Origin of the sequence: Mesorhizobium sp. M0217, assembly GCF_040321955.1 — a bacterium.
Taxonomy (GTDB): Bacteria; Pseudomonadota; Alphaproteobacteria; order Rhizobiales; family Rhizobiaceae; genus Mesorhizobium.
In genome coordinates this window covers 19,734-41,295 of the sequence record NZ_JAMYSN010000029.1, presented here as the reverse complement: position 1 = coordinate 41,295, position 21,562 = coordinate 19,734, and the positions used below count along the sequence as shown (strand labels likewise).

General features: G+C 63.7%; 14 protein-coding genes and 1 pseudogene. 9 read left to right on the top strand and 6 right to left on the bottom strand.

Features of this window, described 5'->3' with window-relative positions; genetic code table 11:
• Positions 1-18: 18 nt before the first annotated feature.
• Positions 19-564, top strand: a complete 546-nt coding sequence (locus tag NKJ18_RS28465; RefSeq protein WP_023805054.1) for a hypothetical protein — start codon at positions 19-21, stop codon at positions 562-564.
• Positions 565-660: 96 nt separating this feature from the next.
• Here the strand turns inward: NKJ18_RS28465 and NKJ18_RS28460 are convergent.
• The 3 genes and pseudogenes from NKJ18_RS28460 to hppD all read right to left on the bottom strand — a co-directional run.
• A pseudogene (locus NKJ18_RS28460) lies at positions 661-983 on the bottom strand (IS5 family transposase); the annotation flags it as partial.
• A gap of 75 nt (positions 984-1,058) precedes the next feature.
• Positions 1,059-1,424 carry a hypothetical protein gene (locus NKJ18_RS28455; RefSeq protein WP_352760958.1) on the bottom strand — a complete coding sequence of 122 codons (366 nt, stop codon included), beginning with the start codon at positions 1,422-1,424 and terminating at the stop codon, positions 1,059-1,061.
• Between the two features lie 137 nt (positions 1,425-1,561).
• Positions 1,562-2,677: a 4-hydroxyphenylpyruvate dioxygenase gene (gene hppD, locus NKJ18_RS28450; RefSeq protein ID WP_352760955.1), complete on the bottom strand. Its 1,116-nt coding sequence runs from the start codon at positions 2,675-2,677 to the stop codon at positions 1,562-1,564.
• 139 nt (positions 2,678-2,816) lie between these two features.
• Between hppD and NKJ18_RS28445 the strand changes: the two genes are divergently transcribed.
• A complete protein-coding gene (locus NKJ18_RS28445) occupies positions 2,817-3,284 on the top strand; it encodes an Lrp/AsnC family transcriptional regulator (protein WP_023826112.1) in 468 nt (155 codons plus the stop codon).
• A gap of 223 nt (positions 3,285-3,507) precedes the next feature.
• Here the strand turns inward: NKJ18_RS28445 and NKJ18_RS28440 are convergent, their stop codons facing one another.
• Positions 3,508-3,846 (bottom strand): protein tyrosine phosphatase family protein, encoded by a 339-nt coding sequence (locus tag NKJ18_RS28440; protein ID WP_023672907.1) that lies wholly within the window; start codon positions 3,844-3,846, stop codon positions 3,508-3,510.
• 207 nt (positions 3,847-4,053) lie between these two features.
• Between NKJ18_RS28440 and NKJ18_RS28435 the strand changes: the two genes are divergently transcribed.
• Positions 4,054-4,398 carry a RidA family protein gene (locus NKJ18_RS28435; RefSeq protein WP_023682919.1) on the top strand — a complete coding sequence of 115 codons (345 nt, stop codon included), beginning with the start codon at positions 4,054-4,056 and terminating at the stop codon, positions 4,396-4,398.
• A gap of 124 nt (positions 4,399-4,522) precedes the next feature.
• Here NKJ18_RS28435 and hutC read toward each other — a convergent pair whose 3' ends face one another.
• Positions 4,523-5,263: a histidine utilization transcriptional repressor HutC gene (hutC, locus tag NKJ18_RS28430; RefSeq protein ID WP_023698022.1), complete on the bottom strand. Its 741-nt coding sequence runs from the start codon at positions 5,261-5,263 to the stop codon at positions 4,523-4,525.
• Positions 5,260-6,612, bottom strand: coding sequence for a formimidoylglutamate deiminase (locus NKJ18_RS28425; RefSeq protein WP_352760951.1), 1,353 nt, complete (start codon positions 6,610-6,612; stop codon positions 5,260-5,262). The genes hutC and NKJ18_RS28425 overlap by 4 nt, the downstream gene beginning before the upstream one ends.
• An 88-nt stretch (positions 6,613-6,700) precedes the next feature.
• Here NKJ18_RS28425 and hutI point away from each other — a divergent pair, with 88 nt between their 5' ends.
• The 6 genes from hutI to NKJ18_RS28395 all read left to right on the top strand — a co-directional run bounded on the left by hutI (position 6,701) and on the right by NKJ18_RS28395 (position 21,468).
• A complete protein-coding gene (gene hutI, locus NKJ18_RS28420; RefSeq protein WP_023682916.1) occupies positions 6,701-7,936 on the top strand; it encodes an imidazolonepropionase in 1,236 nt (411 codons plus the stop codon).
• Entirely contained in the window at positions 7,933-9,471 is a 1,539-nt protein-coding gene (hutH, locus tag NKJ18_RS28415) for a histidine ammonia-lyase (RefSeq protein ID WP_023682915.1), read from the top strand. Before hutI ends, hutH begins: the two co-directional genes overlap by 4 nt.
• Position 9,472: 1 nt before the next feature.
• Positions 9,473-10,285 carry an N-formylglutamate deformylase gene (hutG, locus tag NKJ18_RS28410; protein WP_352760948.1) on the top strand — a complete coding sequence of 271 codons (813 nt, stop codon included), beginning with the start codon at positions 9,473-9,475 and terminating at the stop codon, positions 10,283-10,285.
• 28 nt (positions 10,286-10,313) lie between these two features.
• On the top strand, positions 10,314-11,984 hold the full coding sequence (gene hutU / locus NKJ18_RS28405; RefSeq protein WP_352760945.1) for a urocanate hydratase: 1,671 nt from the start codon (positions 10,314-10,316) through the stop codon (positions 11,982-11,984).
• 12 nt (positions 11,985-11,996) lie between these two features.
• Positions 11,997-12,575, top strand: coding sequence for a HutD/Ves family protein (locus tag NKJ18_RS28400; RefSeq protein ID WP_352519332.1), 579 nt, complete (start codon positions 11,997-11,999; stop codon positions 12,573-12,575).
• Between the two features lie 313 nt (positions 12,576-12,888).
• Positions 12,889-21,468, top strand: a complete 8,580-nt coding sequence (locus NKJ18_RS28395) for a glycoside hydrolase family 94 protein (RefSeq protein ID WP_352760943.1) — start codon at positions 12,889-12,891, stop codon at positions 21,466-21,468.
• Positions 21,469-21,562: the final 94 nt, after the last annotated feature.

Genomic DNA, 21,562 nt, shown 5'->3' with positions numbered 1-21,562 from the left:
AAGACTTGAGTTGCGCCGATGCTCTTTCAGCACTTCATGCCGCAACGCCTACTGGCCACATTTGCTATTCTTTGTCTGACGCAAGGCGCTGCTGCGGCTTGCCAGAAGCTGCCCAAGGCGGAGAGCGAGGACATGGAAGCGCCAGAAGTGCTTGTGGTTCGCGCCAAGGTGACATCGCTCAAGGTTAGGGTTGGTCATGAGGAGATTTGCTATGACGTCAGCTACGATGTGCAGGAAATCTATCACGGCTCGATAAAAGGTCCGCTTTCGATATCGAATTGTGCTTCCATCGACGCCGAAGAAGCCTTGGCTTTGTCCCAGCGACCCGAGAAAGAGCGTCAGGCCGAGGCCGATTTCGAAGGCACCGAAGTGGTAGCTGGCTTCACCTCCAGACCACCGCCGAAAGTCTCCAAACTGAAACCTCAGAAGTCGGGAAAGCTGCGTCTGCTGGTTCCTTCATGCTGGGGGCCGATGATATATCCGATCGATAAAATGTCCGAATCGGAACGCGCGGAAATAATCAAGGCGGCCAAAGATCCGCAGCAATACCGCAACTTTGACTGATGTATCAGGACTTCAAAAAATTGAGGTCGAGGGGTGGGCTCTAGTTGTAGGCGATCGGCCCATTCGAAACCGAGCGACCGAGACAATGATCTCGACCCCCCTTTTTGCCGTCGCGCCCTGCTGATGGACGCGAACAATGGAGGTGTCGATCATCTGCACCGTGCCGTCATGGGCTTTTGTGATGGCATCCATGAGGCGGTCCCACACACCTGCTTTCCGCCATCGAACGAAGCGATTGTAGCAGGTGGTGCGAGGGCCGTACTGCTCCGGCAGATCGCGCCATGGCGCACCCGACCGCAGTATCCAGAAGATGCCGTTCAGCACCCTGCGGTCATCAACGCGCGGCACGCCGCGCACCTTGTTGGGCAGATGCGGCTTGATCGCGCGCCATCGAAGTCAGTCAGGTCATATCGGCTCATGCGGAGTCTGAATCAGGTTTCGCCGCGATAGGAAAGCCGGGAGTCGCAAAGCTACCCTATAGAAAACATCCACACTCAGCGCCTCTGACGAAACACGCCCAGAAGTGGTTCGGACGAGCGGGGCAAGGTGCGTTCGCCGGTCTCAAGCTCAATCAGCAGGTGCTGCATGATCTCTTCGAGTTTGAACTGTAGTGAGCCAAATTCGGTGATCTCGCCGGGGCGTTCGTAGGCAGTGCGTTGAAAGCCGTCCTCATGATCGTTGAACCAGATTGCGATTTGCCCAACTATCCCGACAACCCAAAAGCCGCCATTGTGCCTGCCATATGGCTCTTGCATCCATCGAGTTGGCTCGACACGGATCATCTCCCATAGCCGCTTTTGAGGGAACGACATGCGTTCCCAAGCATCGTTCATCAAGTCCCAGAGCTTAGCTTCGTCCATAGCGGAGTCCACGTGACACGCCAGATCTTATCCATATCGCATGCTGGAACCCACACTTCCACCCGTTTTGGCCATGCCGCTTTTATGGGTTCACGGCCTAGATCAAAGCCGATCGAGCCGCAAACAAGCTTACGGTTTCAGGCCGCTTTCCCGTCCACCTTGATCACGCCGCGCTTGATCTGGTCCTGTTCGATCGATTCGAACAGCGCGCGGAAATTGCCTTCGCCAAAGCCTTCGTCGCCCTTGCGCTGGATGAATTCGAAGAAGATCGGGCCGATCACCGTCTTGGAGAATATCTGCAGCAGGATCTTGGTCATGCCGCCGTCGACCACGCCTTCGCCGTCGATCAGGATGCCGTGCTTCTTCATCCGCTCGATCGGCTCGTCATGCCCGTTCACCCTGTTGTACGACATGTCATAATAGGTCCCCGGCGGACCGGGCATGAACTTCAGCCCGTTGTCGGCAAGCTTGTCGGTGGCGGCGTAGATGTCGTCGGTGCCGACGGCGATGTGCTGGATGCCCTCGCCATTGTATTTCTTCAGATACTCGGCGATCTGGCTGGTGTTGTCCTTGGACTCGTTCAGCGGGATACGGATCTTGCCGCAGGGCGAGGTGATGGCGCGGCTGACCAGGCCGGTGATCTTGCCGTCGATGTCGAAGAAATGGATCTGCTTGAAGCCGAACAGTTCGCGATAAAAGTCCCACCATTTGTCCATCTGGCCGCGATAGACATTGTGGGTGAGGTGGTCGAGGAAATAGAAGCCGACGCCTTGCGGCCGCGGGTCGCGTTCGCCCAGCCACTCGAACTCGGCATCATAGGCCGAGCCCTTCTTGCCATAGGCTTCGATGAAATAGAGCAGTGAGCCGCCAATGCCGACAATGGCCGGCGCGTCGAGCGCCTTGTCGTCGCCTTCATAGGGCGTCGCGCCTTTCGACACCGCATGGTCGAATGCGTGCTTGGCATCGACAACACGCCAGGCCATCGAGGCGGCGCAAGGGCCGTGTTTGTCGACGAACTTCATCGCATGCGAGCCCGGCTCGGCATTGACGACATAGTTGATATCGCCCTGGCGCCAGACGGTGATGTCCTTCGTGCGGTGCTTGGCCACCGCGACATAGCCCATGCGGGTGAACAGTTCGGCTAGCTTCTGCGGCTCCGCATGCGCGAACTCGACGAACTCGAAACCGTCGGTGCCGGCGGGGTTTTCCTTGCTGATCTTTGCGGGCGGGGCGTCGTGCGGGAAGGGACCCATGGCATTCCTCCAAACGGATGGTGGCCGCATCGGACCACGAGATGACGCATGATAGTGCGAAGCGACCGCACGGTGCTTGCATTCAAACGCTTGAGATGATCATCTCGTGCGTAATTCATGCATGATTGGGGATAAATCCATGGATGACGCGCGCATAGACCAATTCGACCGCAAGATAATGGCTCTCTTGCAGGGCGACGCGCGGCTCACCAACAACGATCTCTCGGAGCGCGTGAACCTGTCGGCATCGCAATGCTCACGCCGCCGCCAGCGGCTGGAGGAAGACGGCTACATCAAGGGCTATCGCGCCGTGCTCGACCGCGACAAGCTCGGCTTCTCGCTGGTCAACGTCATCTCGGTGACGCTCGCCACCCATAACCGCGACAATGCCAGGCGCTTCGGCGAGCTGCTGGCGCGGCTGCCGGAGGTGCAGGAGGCGCACGCGCTGACCGGCGAGATGGATTATATCTTGAAGGTGGTGACGCCCGATCTCAAATCATTGTCGGAATTCGTCAACGGCGTGCTGTTGCCGCACGACTCCGTGCAGCATGTAAAGACGGCGATCGTGCTGGAGACGCTGAAGGAGACCGGGGCGCTGCCGATCTAGTTTGAGAGAGTTTCAGTTGATACGTCGGCGGGACAGCACCCCCCTCTGGCCTGCCGGCCATCTCCCCCGCAAGGAGGGAGATCAGCAGCTTTGTCGATAGCGCTCATCCTGCAATGTCGGCGATTGGCGAAAAGCGAAGGCGACATCCGATCTCCCCCCTTGCGGGGGAGATGATGTCCGGCAGGACAGAGGGGGTGTGAGGGATCGCCAGCGCCTCAGATGCTCACCCCTTGGACTGCTGAATCAGCCCGTAGAGATTGGTGCAGCGCGCGCCCGAGCGGCAATAAGCAAACACCGGGCCTTCGAGCGCGTCGAGCGCTTCGGCCTGATCTTCGACATTCTCGGCTGTGATCTGGCCGCTGATTACCGGGATGTAGCGGAAGGCCAGCCCCGCGGCTTCGACCGCCGCCTTGACGCTGTCGGCCGAAGGCTGGTCGGGCTGCTCGTCATCCGGCCGGTTGCAGATCACGCTCTTGAAACCGGCTTCCTTGATGGCGGCGGCATCTTCGGGCTGGATCTGGCCCGAGACCGAATAGTCCTCGCTGATTTCTCGATATTCCATGGCTCTCATCCTCTCAACCTGGTTTGGCGCGAAGTCTTGCCACTCTCACACGAGGTCGGCAATCCGCGCCGGAAAGAAATACCTCGGCGCAGATAGACATTTGCGGCCCAAGATCCAACCCAGGCTCAAGAGGTTTCGCGCTGTTGGCCTTGCCCGGAGGCGGCAGCGACTCTAAACAGGCGCACCGACAAACGAAGGAACCATCCCATGAGCATTCGTCGCATCGATGTTGGCCCGCGCATGAGCCAGATCGTCATCCACGGCAACACCGTCTATCTCGCCGGCCAGGTCGGAACGCCCGGCGCCAGCGTTGGCGAACAGACCAGGTCGATCCTCGCATCTATCGACGAACTGCTGGCCAAGGCCGGCACCGACAAGACCAAGATCCTGCAGGCGATCATCTGGCTGGCCGATATGGGCACCTTCGCCGAGATGAACAAGGAATGGGACAAGTGGGTCCCGCAAGGCAACACGCCCGCCCGCGCCACGGGCGAGGCCAAGCTTGCAGGGCCGGAATATGTGGTCGAGATTATTGTTACGGCGGCGATTTAAAGTGCAGCCTTCTACCTCCCCCTTGTGGGGAGGTCGGACCGAAGGTCGGGGTGGGGGGGCTTGGCGCCGACCCCCACCCCGCTGCTTCGCAGCGACCCTCCCCACAAGGGGGAGGGTAAAGGAGCTACCCCTGCGAAGGCCTGAACCGCGCCACCAGCGTGTGGCTCTCCGCGGCATAAGTGAACCTCACCTGCGTCACCGGGTGCTCCGCGCTCCAGGTCCGGCGTTCGACCACCAGGCACGGTGCGCCGGTTGCGACGTCGAGGGCTTCGGCAATATGCCTGTCGGCCGCCACCGCGCGGATGCGGTGCTCGGCCTCACTCCATGGCACGCGGCCGATCAGCCAAGGGCCGGGGGCGATGTCGAGAAACTCCTCCTCGGCGGCTTCCGCGACGGCGGCGAGATTGATCAGCCGCTGTTCGTGCGCGAATGGCCGCTTGCCGGCGAAATGCCGGCATTCAAGCGCCAGCACCTGTCCGGCTGCGTCCAGTTCCAGCAAGGCGCGATCCTCGGCGCTGCTGCGCCTTTTCTGCCGCGCCAAGCGCTCGTAACGATAAGCCAGGCCAAGCGACTCAACCTCGATCCTGATGTCGTGGATTTCCAGCACCGCGGCCTGCGACTGCGGCTGGCGGACAAAGCTGCCCGAACGGCGACGGCGCTCTATCAGCCCGGCCTTGGCCAGTTGCGACAGCGCCTTGTTCACTGTCATGCGCGAGCAATTGTATTCGGCCGTCAACTCGTGCTCGAACGGGATGCGGTGACCCGGCGCCCAGGCGCCGGACATTATTTTCTCGCTGATGTCGGACAGGATGCGCTGGTGCAGCGAACCGCCGCCTTCCACAGCCGCTGTCTCTGATATGCTCATGCCGAAAGCGCCGTCATCACATGGCGAAAGCGCTCGGCGATCGTCTCACGCGCTGCATGCCGGCCGCCGCTGACCTGTTTTTTTCCGTGCACCCAGACGCAATCGACCTTGCCGCCATTGGCAAAGATCCAGGCGTCGAGGATCGCATCGCCACTTTTTCCGGCCAGCGAAGGATGGTTTTCGTCGAGGGAGACGAAATCAGCCGCGGCGCCGGCGGCGATCCGCGACGGGCCGGCGCCGAGTGCGGTGCTGCCGCCATCGAGGGCGGCGTCGAACAGAGCCCGCCCGGTCGAGCCGCCGGTCACCGCCAGCACATTGCGGGCGCGGTGTGCGAGGCGCTGCGAATATTCGAGCTGGCGCAATTCATCCGGCAGGCCGATCAGCACGTTGGAATCCGAGCCGACGCCGAAGCGGCCGCCATGTTCGATGAACAGAGGTGCTGAAAAGGTGCCGTCGCCGAGATTGGCCTCGGTGATCGGGCAAAGCCCGGCAATGGCGCCGCTTCTGGCCATGCCGGTTGTCTCAGCCTCGGTCATGTGGGTGGCGTGGATCAGGCACCAACGCTTGTCGATCCCGGCATTGGCGAGCAGCCATTCGACCGGTCGCGCACCCGACCACGCCAGGCAATCCTCGACCTCCTTCGCCTGCTCGGCGACGTGGATGTGGATCGGTCCGTCCGGCGCAATGGCGGCAACAGCGCTGAGTTCCTCCGGCGTCGCGGCGCGCAGGCTGTGCGGGGCGACGCCGACGACAGCCTGATTCAACGCACGAACCGATTCGCGGCTTTTCTCAAGCAAGCGTTCGAACCGATTCACATCGTTGATGAATCGCCGCTGGCCTTCGTTGGGCGCAGCGCCGCCGAAGGAGGAATGGGCATAAAACACCGGCAGCAGCGTCAGGCCGATCCCGGTTTCGCCGGCGGCCGCGGCAATACGTTCGGCCATCTCGGCAAGGTTGGCATAGGGTTTTCCGTCGCGATCGTGGTGGAGATAATGAAATTCGCCGACGCGCGAGAATCCGGCCTCCAGCATTTCGACATAAAGCTGGGCGGCGACCGCCTCGACCTGGTCCGGCGTCATCGACAGCGCGAAGCGGTACATCACCTCGCGCCAGCTCCAGAAGCTGTCGGCGGAGGGACCGCGCAGTTCGGCAAGCCCGGCCATGCCGCGCTGGAAGGCGTGGCTGTGCAGGTTCGGCATGCCGGGCACCAGAATGGCGTGGCGTTCGTCACCGCTCCGCGGCGAAGAACCTGGCTCCACCTTCGCGATCTGACCGCCGCTCAGCGAGATCCGCACCTTGTCATGCCAGCCATCGGCCAGCAGCGCCTGTTCCGCAAAGATCGCCGTCACGTTTTTCTCCGCATTCCATCAACAATGCACTTGCAGCGCGTTTCAATATGTATATACATAATCGCCATCCAAGCAACGGAAAAAGATGATGGCGGCACAAGACAAAAGCCGGGCAGGGGGCCTTCAGCTTTGGCGCGATGCGCGCCTGGCGACCATGGCCGAAGGCGTTGCCGGAGTTGGCATCGTCGAAAAGGGCGCGATCGTCGCCCGTGACGGCGTCATCGTCTATGCCGGTCCGGAAGCCGACATGCCGTCAGCGTTGGCTCAGGGCGGCGAGACTACCGATTGCGAAGGCCGCTGGATCACGCCCGGCCTGATCGACTGCCACACCCATCTCATCCATGCCGGCAACCGTGCCAACGAGTTCGAGATGCGGCTGGCCGGCGCCACCTATGAAGAAGTCGCCCGTGCCGGCGGCGGCATCGTCTCCTCGGTCAAATCCCTGCGTGCCGCGAGCGAAGACGCACTGGTTGCGCAGACGCTGCCACGCCTCGATGCGCTGATGGCCGAGGGTGTCACCACGGTAGAGGTAAAGTCGGGTTACGGGCTCGATCTCGAAAATGAACAGAAGTCGCTTCGCGCCGCGCGGCAGCTGGACAAGCAACGCCCGGTCACGGTCCGCACCACCTTCCTCGGCGCGCATGCGCTGCCGCCGGAAGCAAAAGGCGACAAGGACGCTTTTGTCGATCTCGTCGCCAACACGATCCTGCCCGCAATCGCCGCCGAGGGCCTGGCTGACGCCGTAGACGGCTTTTGCGAGGGCATTGCCTTTTCGCCGGAACAGATTGCCCGCGTCTTCGACAAGGCTAAGGCGCTTGGCCTGCCGGTCAAACTCCATGCCGACCAGCTGTCCAATTTGCATGGCGCCGAACTCGCCGCCCGCTATGGCGCGCTGTCGGCCGACCATCTCGAATACACCGACGAGGCCGGCGCCGCAGCGATGGCCAAGGCCGGCACCGTGGCGACCATTCTGCCCGGCGCCTACTATTTCATCCGCGAAACCAGGAAGCCGCCGGTCGGCCTGTTCCGCCAGCACGGCGTCAAGATGGCGGTCGCCACCGACAACAATCCCGGGACGTCGCCGCTGACCTCGCTGTTGCTGACCATGAACATGGCGGCGACGCTTTTCGGCCTGACCGTCGAGGAATGCCTGGCCGGCACCACTCGCGAGGCTGCCCGCGCGCTTGGGCTGCTTGGCAAGACCGGCACGCTTGAGGCAGGAAAATCCGCCGACCTGGCGATCTGGGACATCGAGCGTCCGGCCGAACTCGTCTACCGCATGGGCTTCAACCCGCTCCATGCCCGCATCTGGAGAGGACAATGACCGAACTTAACCTGAAGCCCGGCAATGCGACGCTGGCCGACTGGCGCGCTATCTATCGTGGCGCCATGCCGAAGCTCGACGCCTCCTGCCGGCCAAAAATCAAGGCCAGCGCCGAGGCTGTCGCCCGCATCGTCGCCAAGGGTGAGCCGGTCTATGGCATCAACACCGGCTTCGGCAAACTGGCCAGCGTCCGCATTCCGGCCGAGGATCTAGAGACCCTGCAACGCAACATCGTTTTGTCGCATGCCGCCGGCGTCGGCGAGCCGATGCCGGTCGCTGTGGTTCGGTTGATGATGGCGCTGAAGCTCGCCAGCCTGGCGCAGGGTGCGTCGGGCGTGCGGCCGCAAACCATCGAATTGCTGGAAGCGATGCTGGCCAACGACGTCATCCCCGTCGTGCCGGCGCAGGGCTCGGTCGGCGCCTCCGGAGATCTCGCGCCGCTGTCGCACATGACTGCGGTGATGATCGGCGTTGGCGAATGCATTACACCGCATGGCCGCTTCCCGGCCAAGGTCGCTTTCGTCTCGCACGGCCTGGAGCCGGTGACGCTTGGCGCCAAGGAAGGTCTGGCGCTGCTCAACGGGACGCAGTTTTCCACCGCCTACGCGCTGGCCGCTCTGTTCGAAGCCGAAGTGCTGTATCAGTCGGCGCTGGTCGCCGGGGCGCTGTCGACCGACGCTGCCAAGGGCTCCGATGCACCCTTCGATCCGCGCATCCATCTCCTCAGAAAACACCCGGGCCAGATCGAGACGGCGGCAGCGCTGCGCAATCTGATGGCCGGCAGCGCTATCCGTGAATCGCACCGCGTCGGCGATGAGCGCGTGCAGGATCCGTACTGCCTGCGCTGCCAGCCGCAGGTGATGGGTGCGGCGCTCAGCGTGCTGCGCCAGGCCGCCGATACGCTCGGCACCGAGGCCAATGGCGTCACCGACAATCCGCTGATCTTCGCCGAGGACGATACTGCGCTTTCAGGCGGCAATTTCCACGCCGAGCCGGTGGCTTTCGCAGCCGACATGATCGCGCTCGCCGTCTGCGAGATCGGCTCGCTGTCGGAACGCCGCATCGCCATGCTCGTGGACCCGGCGCTGTCCGGCATGCCGGCATTCCTGACGCCGAAGCCCGGCCTGAACTCCGGCTTCATGATCCCGCAGGTGACGGCGGCGGCACTCGTTTCCGAAAACAAGCAGAAGGCCTATCCCGCGAGCGTCGATTCCATCCCGACCTCGGCCAACCAGGAAGACCACGTCTCGATGGCCGCACATGGCGCGCGCCGGCTGATCGGCATGGTCGAGAATGCTACAGCCGTCATCGGCATCGAACTCTTGGCCGCCGCGCAGGGCTGCGATTTCCATGCACCGCTGGCGTCGAGCGCGGCCCTTGAAGCCGTGCGCAAACTGGTCCGCGCAGAAGTGCCGCATCTCGACAACGACCGACATTTCCATCCCGATATGGAAAAGGCCATCGCCATGGTGCGCAGCGGCGCTGCCATCAAGGCTGCCGGCGCGGTGACACTGCCTTCGATTTCGGGAGTCTGACATGACCGACTGGCTGACAGTAACGGAAGGCACGGCACCCCTGTTGGTGTCGATCCCCCACACGGGTATCGATCTCGCCGGCATCGACAATCGGCTGGTCTCGCCCTGGCTCGGCCGCCGCGATTGCGACTGGTGGATCGACAATCTCTACGATTTTGCCGCCGGCCTTGGCGCGACTGTCGTGCACACGTCGATCTCGCGCACCGTCATCGACGTCAACCGCGATCCCTCCGGCGCCTCGCTCTATCCCGGGCAGACGACAACGACGCTATGCCCGACCGAGACCTTCGACGGCGATCCGCTGTATCTGCCCGGCGCGGAACCGACGCCGTCGGAGATAGACCAGCGCCGCATAGCGTATTTCATGCCCTACCATGAAATGCTGGCGGCCCAGGCCGTCAGGCTGCGCGGCCTGCATGAGAAGGTCGTCATTTACGATTGCCACTCGATCCGGTCGGTGCTGCCGCGCCTGTTCTACGGCACGCTGCCGGTGTTCAATCTCGGCACCAATGACGGCCAGACCGCGGATCCTACGCTGCAGGCGCTGGTTGGTCAGATCATGGCCGAGAGCGGTGAAAGCAATGTCATCAACGGTCGTTTCAAGGGCGGCTGGATCACCCGCTATTTCGGCAATCCGCAAGGCGGCTACCATGCGCTGCAGATGGAACTTGCCGATCGCGGCTATTTGCGCGAGCCCGAGGGCAAGGGCGAACCGGACAATTGGCCGGTGCCTTATGATGCCGAGTTCGCCGCGCCGATGCGCGCCACACTGACGAAAATCCTCCAATCCGCCATTGACTGGGCCGGGCGCTGAGACGCCGCCTTACTCCAAAGGGACAATGATGAACAATCCTCGCCACAACATCCGCGAAGTGCGCGCGCCCCGCGGCGACAAGCTCAACGCCAAATACTGGACGACCGAAGCGCCGCTGCGCATGCTGATGAACAACCTCGATCCCGATGTCGCCGAAAACCCCAATGAGCTCGTTGTCTATGGCGGCATCGGCCGGGCCGCGCGCACCTGGAACGATTTCGACAGCATCGTCGCCTCGTTGAAGACCCTCAATGAAGACGAGACGCTGCTGGTCCAGTCCGGCAAGCCGGTCGGCGTCTTCCGGACGCACACCGATGCGCCGCGCGTGCTGATCGCCAACTCCAACATCGTGCCGCATTGGGCGACCTGGGATAAATTCAACGAGCTCGATAAAAAAGGCCTGATGATGTACGGCCAGATGACGGCCGGCTCCTGGATCTATATCGGCACGCAAGGAATCGTGCAGGGCACCTACGAGACCTTCGTCGAGGCCGGCCGCCAGCACTACAATGGCAACCTTACGGGCAAATGGATCCTGACCGGCGGCCTCGGCGGCATGGGCGGCGCCCAGCCGCTTGCCGCCGTCATGGCCGGCGCTTGCTGCCTGGCCATCGAATGCAATCCGGACTCGATCGATTTCCGGCTGCGCACCCGCTATGTCGACGAGAAGGCCGAGACGCTCGACGAAGCGATGGAAATGATCGAGCGCTGGACCAATGCCGGCGAGGCGAAGTCGGTCGGCCTGCTCGGCAATGCGGCCGACATCGTGCCGGAAATGTTCAAGCGGGGCATCCGCCCCGACATGGTCACCGACCAGACCTCGGCGCATGACCCGATCAACGGCTATCTGCCCAAGGGCTGGACGATGGCTGAGTGGCGCGAGAAGCGCGTCTCCGATCCCAAGGCTGTCGAGAAGGCCGCCCGCGCCTCGATGCGCGAGCATGTCGAGGCGATGGTGGATTTCTGGAATGCCGGCGTGCCGACGCTCGACTATGGCAACAACATCCGCCAGGTCGCCAAGGACGAAGGCTTCGAGAACGCCTTTGCCTTCCCGGGCTTCGTGCCGGCCTATATAAGGCCGCTGTTCTGCCGGGGCATCGGCCCGTTCCGCTGGGCCGCCCTTTCGGGCGATCCCGAGGACATCTACAAGACCGACGCCAAGGTGCGCGAACTCACCCCTGGCAACACCCATCTGCACAACTGGCTGGACATGGCACGTGAGCGCATCGCCTTCCAGGGCCTGCCGGCGCGCATCTGCTGGGTCGGCCTCGGCGACCGCCACAGGCTGGGCCTCGCCTTCAACGAGATGGTGGCCAGGGGCGAACTCAAGGCGCCCGTCGTCATCGGCCGCGACCACCTCGATTCCGGCTCGGTCGCTTCGCCGAACCGCGAGACGGAAGCGATGAAGGACGGCTCCGACGCCGTCTCCGACTGGCCGCTGCTCAATGCGTTGCTCAACACCGCGTCGGGCGCAACCTGGGTGTCGCTGCATCATGGCGGTGGCGTCGGCATGGGCTTCTCGCAGCATGCCGGCATGGTCATCGTCGCCGACGGCACGCCGGACGCCGCAAGGCGCCTGCAGCGCGTGTTGTGGAACGATCCGGCGACAGGCGTCATGCGCCACGCCGATGCCGGCTACGACATCGCCATCGAGTGCGCGAAGGAGCACCAGCTCAATCTGCCCGGTATTTTAGGCTGATTGGCTTAAATGATGCGCATCCTACGGGCCGCCGACTACCGGGTCATGCCGTGGAAGAATGGCGGCGGCACGACCACCGAGATCGCCGTCTCGCCGGACGGCGCCGGCCTGGACGATTTCGACTGGCGCGTTTCGATGGCGCGAGTCGAGGATAGCGGGCCGTTCTCGGGCTTTGCCGGCGTCGACCGCACGCTGGCCGTGCTGGAAGGCGAGGGCATCGTCCTCGACATTGCTGGCCGGCGGCCGGCCGAAGTGACGGCGGCTTCCGCCCCGCTGTCCTTCCCGGCCGATGTGCCGACCACGGCCGCGCTGATCTCCGGTCCGATCACCGACCTCAACGTCATGACCCGCCGCGGGCGGGCAACGCACTCGGTCCAGCGTCTGATAGTTTCGGTTCCGACCGATATCCGGCCGACCAGCGCTATGACCCTGATCCTGCCGTTCGACGGTGAGGTCGGCGTGACCGGCGCGACATCGTCGCGCCTTGGACCTCGCGACACGCTGTTGCTCGGACCGCAGGCCGCGAAACTGCGGCTTGAACCGGTGCGGCCGACGATCGTGTTCGTCGTCCGGATAGCCAGCCTGGGCTAGCCGCACCGCCAGCACAACGATTAACGCCTGTTGCCAAACATGATCGCACGCCGGAGAAATCTGGCGTAAGCTGTTGTCTGGATCACGAAAAAGCCCGAATCCTTCCGTCGTTCCAAGGCGGACGGGAGGGCAGGGGTGCTCGTCCTTGAGTTGTCGAAAGCCCCACTTAAAATGTCGAAGGGATAACGCCTCTGGCGTGGTGCGAAGCAAAACTTTCGGCCAGTGTAATCATGCAACCAATTGCATTTGAATCGGTTTTAGGGACATTGCCGTGGCGGTGGCGCCGCATCGCGTCCCCCATGCGGAATTTTCAATGAATATCCAGACAAATCCTGCCCATATCGAAAAGTCCAGCGCCGGCTTCCCGGTCATCACCGAAGAGCCGATACGCTCCAATTTCCTGCCCGAAGAGCGGCTGCGGGCGCTGGGCGAAAGCCTTGCCAAGGGCGACGTCAAGGACCTGTTCGGCCTGACGCCGTTCGATTTCCAGGCCCGCATCCGCGACAGCGCCAAGAAAATCCTCGAAGTCTACCGCTCGACCAATGCCGCCCAGGCCAAGGGCGAAACCATCACGCCTGCCGCGCAATGGCTGCTCGACAACAATTATCTCGTCGAGGAGACGATTTTTCAGGTCAAGCGCGACCTGCCGCGCCGTTTCTACCGGCAGTTGCCGACCCTGGAAGTGGCCGATCGCGCCGCGGTGCCGCGCGCGCTGGCCTTGGCCTGGAGCTATGTTGCCCATTCCGACAGTTCGGTTTCGGCGACCATGTTCAAATCCATCGTCGAGGGTTTTCAGTCGGTCGAGCCGCTCAAGATCGGCGAGCTCTGGGCGCTGCCGTCGCTGCTGCGCTTCGTTTTGATCGAGAATCTGCGCCGCATCGCCGTGCGCGTCGACCGCACCAGGCAGATGCGCCATATCGCCAACGAGGTCGCCGACCGCGTGCTGGCGACCGACGACAATGCAGACCGCCGGAAGATCCTGTCGGGCTACGGCGCGCATGCGCAGGACACCACCTTCGCCACCCAGTTGCTCTACCGCCTGCGCGACGGCTCGCAGAATGCCGGCAGGGCGCTGGAATGGCTGGAGGTCGAGCTCGAGAAAACCGGCTCCGACGCCGAGGAAATCATCATTTCCGAGCATCGCACGCTGTCCAGCGGCAATGTCACCACCGGCAACATCATCCGCGGCCTGCGCCTCATCAACGACGTCGACTGGACGGTGTGGTTCGAGGGCGTCAGCCGCATCGACACGCTGTTGCGCGAGCGCACCGATTTCGCCGCGCTCGATTTCTTTTCGCGCGACCAGTACCGCACGTCGATCGAGCAACTGGCGCGCCGCTCCGACCTGTCCGAATTCCGTGTCGCCGAAAAGGCCATCGAGCTGGCCAGCCATGTTCCCGGGGTCACCGATGCCTCCGGCGTGCCGGATGCATCAGCCGATCCGGCCATGCATACCGATGTCGGCTTCTTCCTGGTCGGCCCGCGCCGGCCGGATCTGGAAAAGGCGATCGGCTATCGGCCGCCCTTCCATGTGACCTTCAAGCGCGCCTTCACCGCCACGGGCTGGCTCGGCATCGTTGTGCCGGTCTTCCTGCTGACGGTGCTGCTGCTGGTTGTCTCCGGCAATGCGCTTGCCCATCTCGGCCTGTCGGTGGAATCCATCACGCTGATGCTGGCGCTGTTTGCGGTGCCTGCCAGCGAAGGCGCGCTCGCCTTCTTCAACACCGTTGTTTCACTGTTCCTGAAGCCGACGCGGCTCGTCGGCTATGATTACAAGCACGGCATTCCGGCGGCATCACGCACCTTGGTCGTGGTGCCGTCGCTGATCGGCTCGCGCGATGATGTCGAGGAAAACATCCGCAACATCGAGGTGCATCACCTCGCCAACACGGCCGAAGAAATCCATTTCGCGCTGCTGTCCGACTGGCCGGATTCCAAGACCGAGATCGACGCCGCCGACATCGAGATCCTGCAATATGCGCGCGACGAGATCGCCAGGCTCAATGCCCGTTATCCCTCGGAAGGCGCGCCGCGTTTCTATATCCTGCATCGCCGCCGGCTCTACAACCAGGCGCAGGGCGCCTGGATGGGCTGGGAGCGCAAGCGCGGCAAGCTGCATGAGCTGAACCTTCTCTTGCGCGGCGACAGCGACACCACCTTCCTGCCGCTCGACGTGCCGCTGCCGGAAAAGGTCGTCTATGTCATGACGCTCGACGCCGACACGCGCACCACGCGCGACGCCGTGTCGTCACTGGTCGGCAAGCTCGCCCATCCGCTCAACCGCCCGCATTTCGACGCGACAAAGCGCGTCGTTACCACCGGCTACACCATTCTGCAGCCGCGCATCACAGCCTCGCTCACCAGCGGCGACGACGCTTCTTTCTTCCAGCGCGTCTTCTCGTCCAACAGCGGTCTCGATCCTTACGTCTTTGCCGTCTCGGATCTCTACCAGGACGTCTTCAGCGACGGCTCCTTCACCGGCAAGGGCCTTTATCACGTCGACGCTTTCGAGGCGGCGCTGCAGGGCCGCATCGAGGAAAACACCGTCCTCAGCCACGATCTGCTCGAAGGTGCGTTGGCGCGCGCAGCACTTGTCACCGATGTCGAACTGGTCGAGGACTATCCTACCCGCTACTCGGTCGACGCCTCGCGCCACCACCGCTGGGCGCGCGGCGACTGGCAGCTGCTGCGCTTCATCTTCTCGCCGCGTTCCGGCGTGCCGGCGCTGTCGCGCTGGAAGATGGTCGACAATCTGCGCCGCTCGCTGACCCCGATCTTCTGGGTGATGGCGGCGATCGCCGGCTGGACGCTGCTGCCCTTCACGCAGGCCGCGCAGTGGCAGGCGCTGCTGATCCTGTCGCTGTTCATGGCGCCGACCTTCGATGTCGTCAACGCCATCCTGCCCAAGAGCGGCGACCAGACGCCGCGCGGCCATTTCTCCGCGCTGGCGCACGACACCGTCTTCGGCACGGCCCTTGTGGCGCTGAAAGTGCTGTTGATGGCGCACAATGCCTGGATGATGGGCGACGCCATCGTGCGCACGCTCTACCGCCTGTTCGTCAGCCGCCAGAACCTGCTGGAATGGCGCACCGCGTCGCAGGCGCACAAGGGCGGCGACAACGATATCGGCTCCTATTACAGCATGATGTATGGCGCCGTGATCATCGGCGTCGTCGGTCTCGCTATCCCCGTGCTGGCCGATTCCACCGGTGCCTTCGTCGCCTTCTTCTTCGCTCTGTTCTGGATGGGTTCGCCGGCGGTTGCCTGCTGGATCAGCCGCTCGGCCGAGACCGAGGACCGCCTGCGCATATCGGAGGCCGACATCCACGCGCTGCGCACCGTGGCGCGCCGCACCTGGCATTATTTCGAAACCTTCGTCACGGCCGAGCACCACAATCTGCCGCCCGACAATTTCCAGGAAAGCCCGGCGCCGGTTGTAGCGCCGCGGACGTCGCCGACCAATATCGGCGTCTACCTGCTGTCGGTGGTGTCGGCACGCGATTTCGGCTGGATTGCGCTGTCCGACGCCATCACCCGGATCGACGCCACGATGACGACCATCGAGAGCATGCCGCGCAACCGTGGCCACCTCTTCAACTGGTACGACACCACGACGCTCAAACCGCTCTATCCGCTCTACATCTCCGCCGTCGACAGCGGCAATCTCGCCGGACATCTGGTCGCGGTGGCGGCTGCCTGCGCCGAATGGGCGGAAGCCCCGTCCGTTCACCTGCAGGGCGATTTCGAAGGCGTCCTCGACACGGTGAGCATCCTCGACGAGAGCCTCGAGGAATTGCCTGACGACCGCCGGCAACTGCGGCCGTTGCGCCAGCGTCTGGCCGATCGCCTCGATGGCATGCGGCGCGCCGTCATGACCATCAAGGCGCAGCCGGAGATGGCCTCGATCCGCACGATCAACCTGGCCGTGCTTGCCGGCGAGATCCGCAAGCTCGCCACCGCCATCCACACCGAGGCCGGATCGCAGCGGAGCGACATTATCGCCGACTGGGCGGCACGGCTGGAAGCGACCTGCGAGGCGCATGTGCATGACTCGCACAGCGACGAAAACGCCGTCGAAGCCTTGCGCGCCAAGCTGCTGGCGCTGCGCGAACGCTGCCGCCGCTATGCCTTCGAGATGGATTTCTCTTTCCTGATGCGTCAGGAGCGCAAACTGCTGTCGATCGGCTACCGGGTGGAGGAGCATCAGCTCGACGAGAGCTGCTACGATCTTCTCGCCTCCGAGGCGCGGCTGACCAGCCTGTTCGCCATCGCCAAGGGTGACCTGCCCACGGAGCATTGGTTCCGGCTTGGAAGGCCGATTGTCGAGATCGGCTTCCAGGGTGCGCTGATGTCCTGGTCGGGCTCGATGTTCGAGTATCTGATGCCGCCTTTGGTAATGAAGGAGCCGCAGGGGTCGATCCTCAACCAGACCAGCAAGCTGATCATCAAGCGCCAGATCCAGTACGCGCGTTCGAAGAACGTGCCCTGGGGCATTTCGGAAGCGGCCTACAACGCCCGCGACCGCGAACTGACCTACCAGTATACCAATTTCGGCGTGCCCGGACTTGGTCTCAAGCGCGGCCTTGGCCAGAACACGGTGATCGCGCCTTACGCCACGATCCTCGCGGCGCAGTTCACACCGCGCGAATCCGTCCAGAATCTGGCCAGGCTGCGCTCCATCGGCGCTCTCGGCCGGCATGGCTTTTATGACGCCGTCGACTTCACGCCGCAGCGCGTGCCGGAAGGCACCGACCATGCCGTTGTCCTGAACTACATGGCGCATCACTCCGGCATGTCGATCGCCGCCGTTGCCGACGCCATCTTCGAGGGCAGGCTGCGCGACCGCTTCCACAGCGATCCGGTGATCGAGTCTGCCGAACTCCTGCTTCAGGAGAGGGCGCCGCGCGACATCCCGACCGCCACGGTCAGGACCGAAGCCGACGAGCGCTCGAAGGACGAGACCGAGGTCGAGAGCCCGGATTCGCGCATCGTCCTCGACCCGCTGAGGGCGTTGCGCGCCACCAGCGTCATGTCCAATGGCCGCTACTCCGTCATGGTCTCGGCCACCGGTTCCGGTTACAGCCGCTGGGGCGAACTCGCCGTCACCCGTTGGCAGCCCGACCCGACCGAAGACCGGCTCGGCTCCTACATCTTCCTGCGCGACGCCGGCAGCGGCGACTGGTGGTCGGCCACCGCGGAGCCGAAGCAGGCGACCGGCGAGAGAGTGCAGACGCTGTTTTCCGACGACAAGGCGAGCTTCGTCAAAACAGTGGGCTCGCTGCGTTCGGAGGTCGAATGCATCGTCATCTCGGAAGGCAATGGCGAGGGACGACGCGTCACGCTCTACAACGACGGCGCCACTGACCGGCATATCGAGGTGACCTCCTTTGCCGAGCTGGTGCTGGGCAACGAAGCCTCCGACAATGCCCATCCTGCGTTCTCGAAAATGTTTATCGAGACCGAGATCGCTGCCAATAACGGCGCCATCTTTGCCACCAGGCGCAAGCGCGAGAAGAACGAGCCTGACGTCACCATGGTGCATTTCGTCACCGATCCCTCCGGGTCGGCGCGCGATGCCGAGGCCGAAACCGACCGCCGTGCCTTCATCGGCCGTGGCCGTACCATCGCGGAAGCGGCGGCCTTCGATCCCGGCGCCAAGCTTGGCGGTCACCACGGCTTCACCCTCGATCCGGTAGCGGCCCTGCGCCGCCAGGTGCGGGTGCCGGCCAACAAGAAGATATCGCTGACCTTCTGGACCGCCCTCGGCGCCAACCCCGCCGAACTGGAGGAGGCCATCGCCAGGCTCGACCATCCCGAAAGTTTTGCCCGTCAGGCGATGCTTGCCTGGACGCGTTCGCAGGTGCAGACCCGCCATCTTGGTCTCAGCCTGACCGACGCCGCCAATGTGCAGAAGCTAGCGCGTTTCCTGATCTATCCCGATCCGTTCCTGCGCCTGCCCGGCGAATCCATCGCTTCTGGGCTGGGCAAGCAGTCCAGCCTGTGGCCGACCAGCATTTCGGGCGATTTCCCGATCTTCCTGGTCCGCATCGGCGACGTGGCCGACCTCGAAATTGTCGCCCAGGCGCTGCGCTTCCAGGAGTATATGCGCGCCCGCGGCATGATGATCGACTTCGTGGTCGTCAACGAGCAGGCATCGTCCTATGTCCAGGACCTGCAGCGCGCGGTCGAGACGCTGTGCGAAAACAGCCGCCTGCGCGGCAAGGAACTCGGGCCGCGCCAGCACATCTTCGCCGTGCGCCGCGACCTGATGGACGAGGCGACGTACAAGACGCTGCTGGCGGTTGCCCGCGTGGTTCTGCACACGCGCAACGGCACCATCTTCGACCAGATCGAACGCGCCGAGGCGGCAGCCTTGCAAGCGCGCGATGCCCTGCAGCCGGTGGCCCCCGCGTCGCTGCGCGAGCCGTCTCTGCCGGTGCCGGCGGCGCCTGCATACCATGCCGCGTCCGACAGCAGCGCCGACGGCAGCGGCCTCAGCCAATGGAACGGCTTTGGCGGTTTCGACGGCGACGGCCGCCACTATGTCACCCGCCTTGCCGGGCGGCGCTCGACGCCGCAGCCCTGGATCAACGTCGTCTCGAACGCCTCGTTCGGATTCCATGTCTCGGCCGAAGGCGCTGCCTTCACCTGGAGCCGCAACAGCCGCGATTACCAGCTGACGCCATGGTCGAACGATCCGGTCACCAACCGGCCGGGCGAGGGCATCTACATCTACGATCAGGCCAGCGGCAAGGCATTCTCGCCGCTGGCTGCCGTGGTCCGCGATCCCTCGATGACCTATGAGACATGGCACGGCCAGGGCTTCTCCACCTTCCGGTCCAAACGCGGCCCGCTGTCGATGGATCTGACGCACGTCGTCGATCCCGTCGATCCAGTGAAGATCACGCGGCTGCGCATCCAGAACTCAGGCTCGGCGCCGGCGCGGCTGCGCGTCTATGCCTATGCCGAATGGGTTCTCGGCAGCCATCGCTCGAGCACGGCTGCGACCATCATCCCGTCCAGGGATCCAGCGACCGGCGCGCTTCTGGCGCAAAACCCCTACGGTCTCGATTTCGGCGACCGGGTGGCCTTCCTGGCCGCCACCGGTCCGGTGCATTCGGTGACAGCCGATCGTGGCGAGTTCATCGGTAGGCACGGCACCAGCGCCTTCCCGCACGCTGTCGTCAGCGGCGCCGGCCTGTCGGGCCGCGTCGAGGCCGGCGACGATCCGTGCGCAGCTGTCGCCAGCGACATCGACATCCCTGCCGGCGGCGACGTCACGCTGGTCTGGCTGGTTGGCGACGCCGCTACATCAGCCGAGGCGAGCGCGTTGGTGCAGACCCATTCGGGCAAGGATTTCGACCAGCGGCTGGCCGACAATGAACGCGTCTGGCGCGGCTTCCTCGACACCATCCAGGTCGAGACGCCCGACAAGGCGCTCGACGCCATGGTCAATCACTGGCTGCCCTATCAGAGCCTGGCCTGCCGCATCCGCGCCCGCTCGGCCTTTTATCAGGCAAGCGGCGCCTTCGGCTTCCGCGACCAGCTGCAGGACACGCTGGCCCTGCTTGCGCATGATCCGAAACTGGCGCGCGACCAGATCCTCAATGCGGCGCGCCGGCAGTTCCCCGAAGGCGATGTCCAGCATTGGTGGTTGCCGCGCACCGACGCCGGCGTGCGCACCATGATCTCCGACGATGTGGTCTGGCTGGCGCATGCCACCAATCGCTACATCGAGGTGACCGGCGATACAGGGATCCTGAAGGAGCAGCTGCCTTTCATCGACGGGCAGGTGCTGGGCGAAGGCGAGCACGACGCCTTCTTCACGCCGGAAATCTCCAAGACGAACGCTTCGCTCTACGACCATTGCGCGCGCGCGCTCGACCTTGCGGTCAAGCGCAGCAGCCCGGCTGGGCTGCCGCTGATCCTCGGCGGCGACTGGAACGACGGCATGAACCGCGTCGGCGAAGCCGGCAAGGGGGAGAGTGTCTGGCTCGGCTGGTTCCTTTTGAAGACGCTGGGCGACTTTACCACCGTGGCCAAGGGGCAGGGCGACACCAAGCGGGCGCAGGCCTGGACAAAACACGCCGATGTGCTGAAGCGGGCGCTGGAAAGCACCGCCTGGGACGGCCAGTGGTATCGCCGCGGCAGCTACGACGACGGCACGCCGCTTGGCTCGCACAATTCGGACGAGTGCAAGATCGACTCCATCGCGCAGTCGTGGAGCGTGCTCTCCGGCGAGGGCGACCCCGCGCGCTCGACCACGGCGATGCAGCAGGCGACGAACCTGCTGGTCGACGACAAGCTCAAGATCGTCAAACTGTTTACCCCGGCCTTCCAGAACACGAGAAAGGACCCTGGTTACATCAAGAGTTATCCGCCGGGCGTGCGCGAGAACGGCGGCCAGTACACCCATGCGGCGACCTGGTTCGTGATCGCGCTCGCCGAAATGGGCCGCACCGACGATGCCTATCGCTGCTTCTCGATGCTGAACCCGGTCAACCATGCGCTCGACGATGCATCGGCCGAGCATTACCGCGTCGAGCCGTACGTCGTCGCCGCCGACATCTATTCCGGTGAGGGCAAGGGCGGTCGCGGCGGCTGGACCTGGTATACGGGCTCAGCGGGATGGCTCTACCGTGCTGCGGTCGAAGGAATTCTGGGCATCGAGCGGCGGGGCAAGCAGATCACGTTCCGGCCGAAACTGCCCAGCCATTGGGACGGCTATTCTGCCACGCTGAAGATGCTGGGGTCGGAGATCAAGGTTCGCGTCATCCGCGACAAAAAGGCCAAATCCATCTCGCTCGAAGTCAATGGAACCAAGACAAAGTCTTCCGGTTTTCAGCCGAAGGCCGGCGACAAGACCGAGGTGGTCGTCAAGATACCCGCGTAAAATCAAGGGCTTCAGATTGTTGACGCGCGCCTTTCGAGGCGCGCGTTTTCTACTTGGGCATGCTCCTGGCGCAGTACGGCGTGCCTTCCCGGAT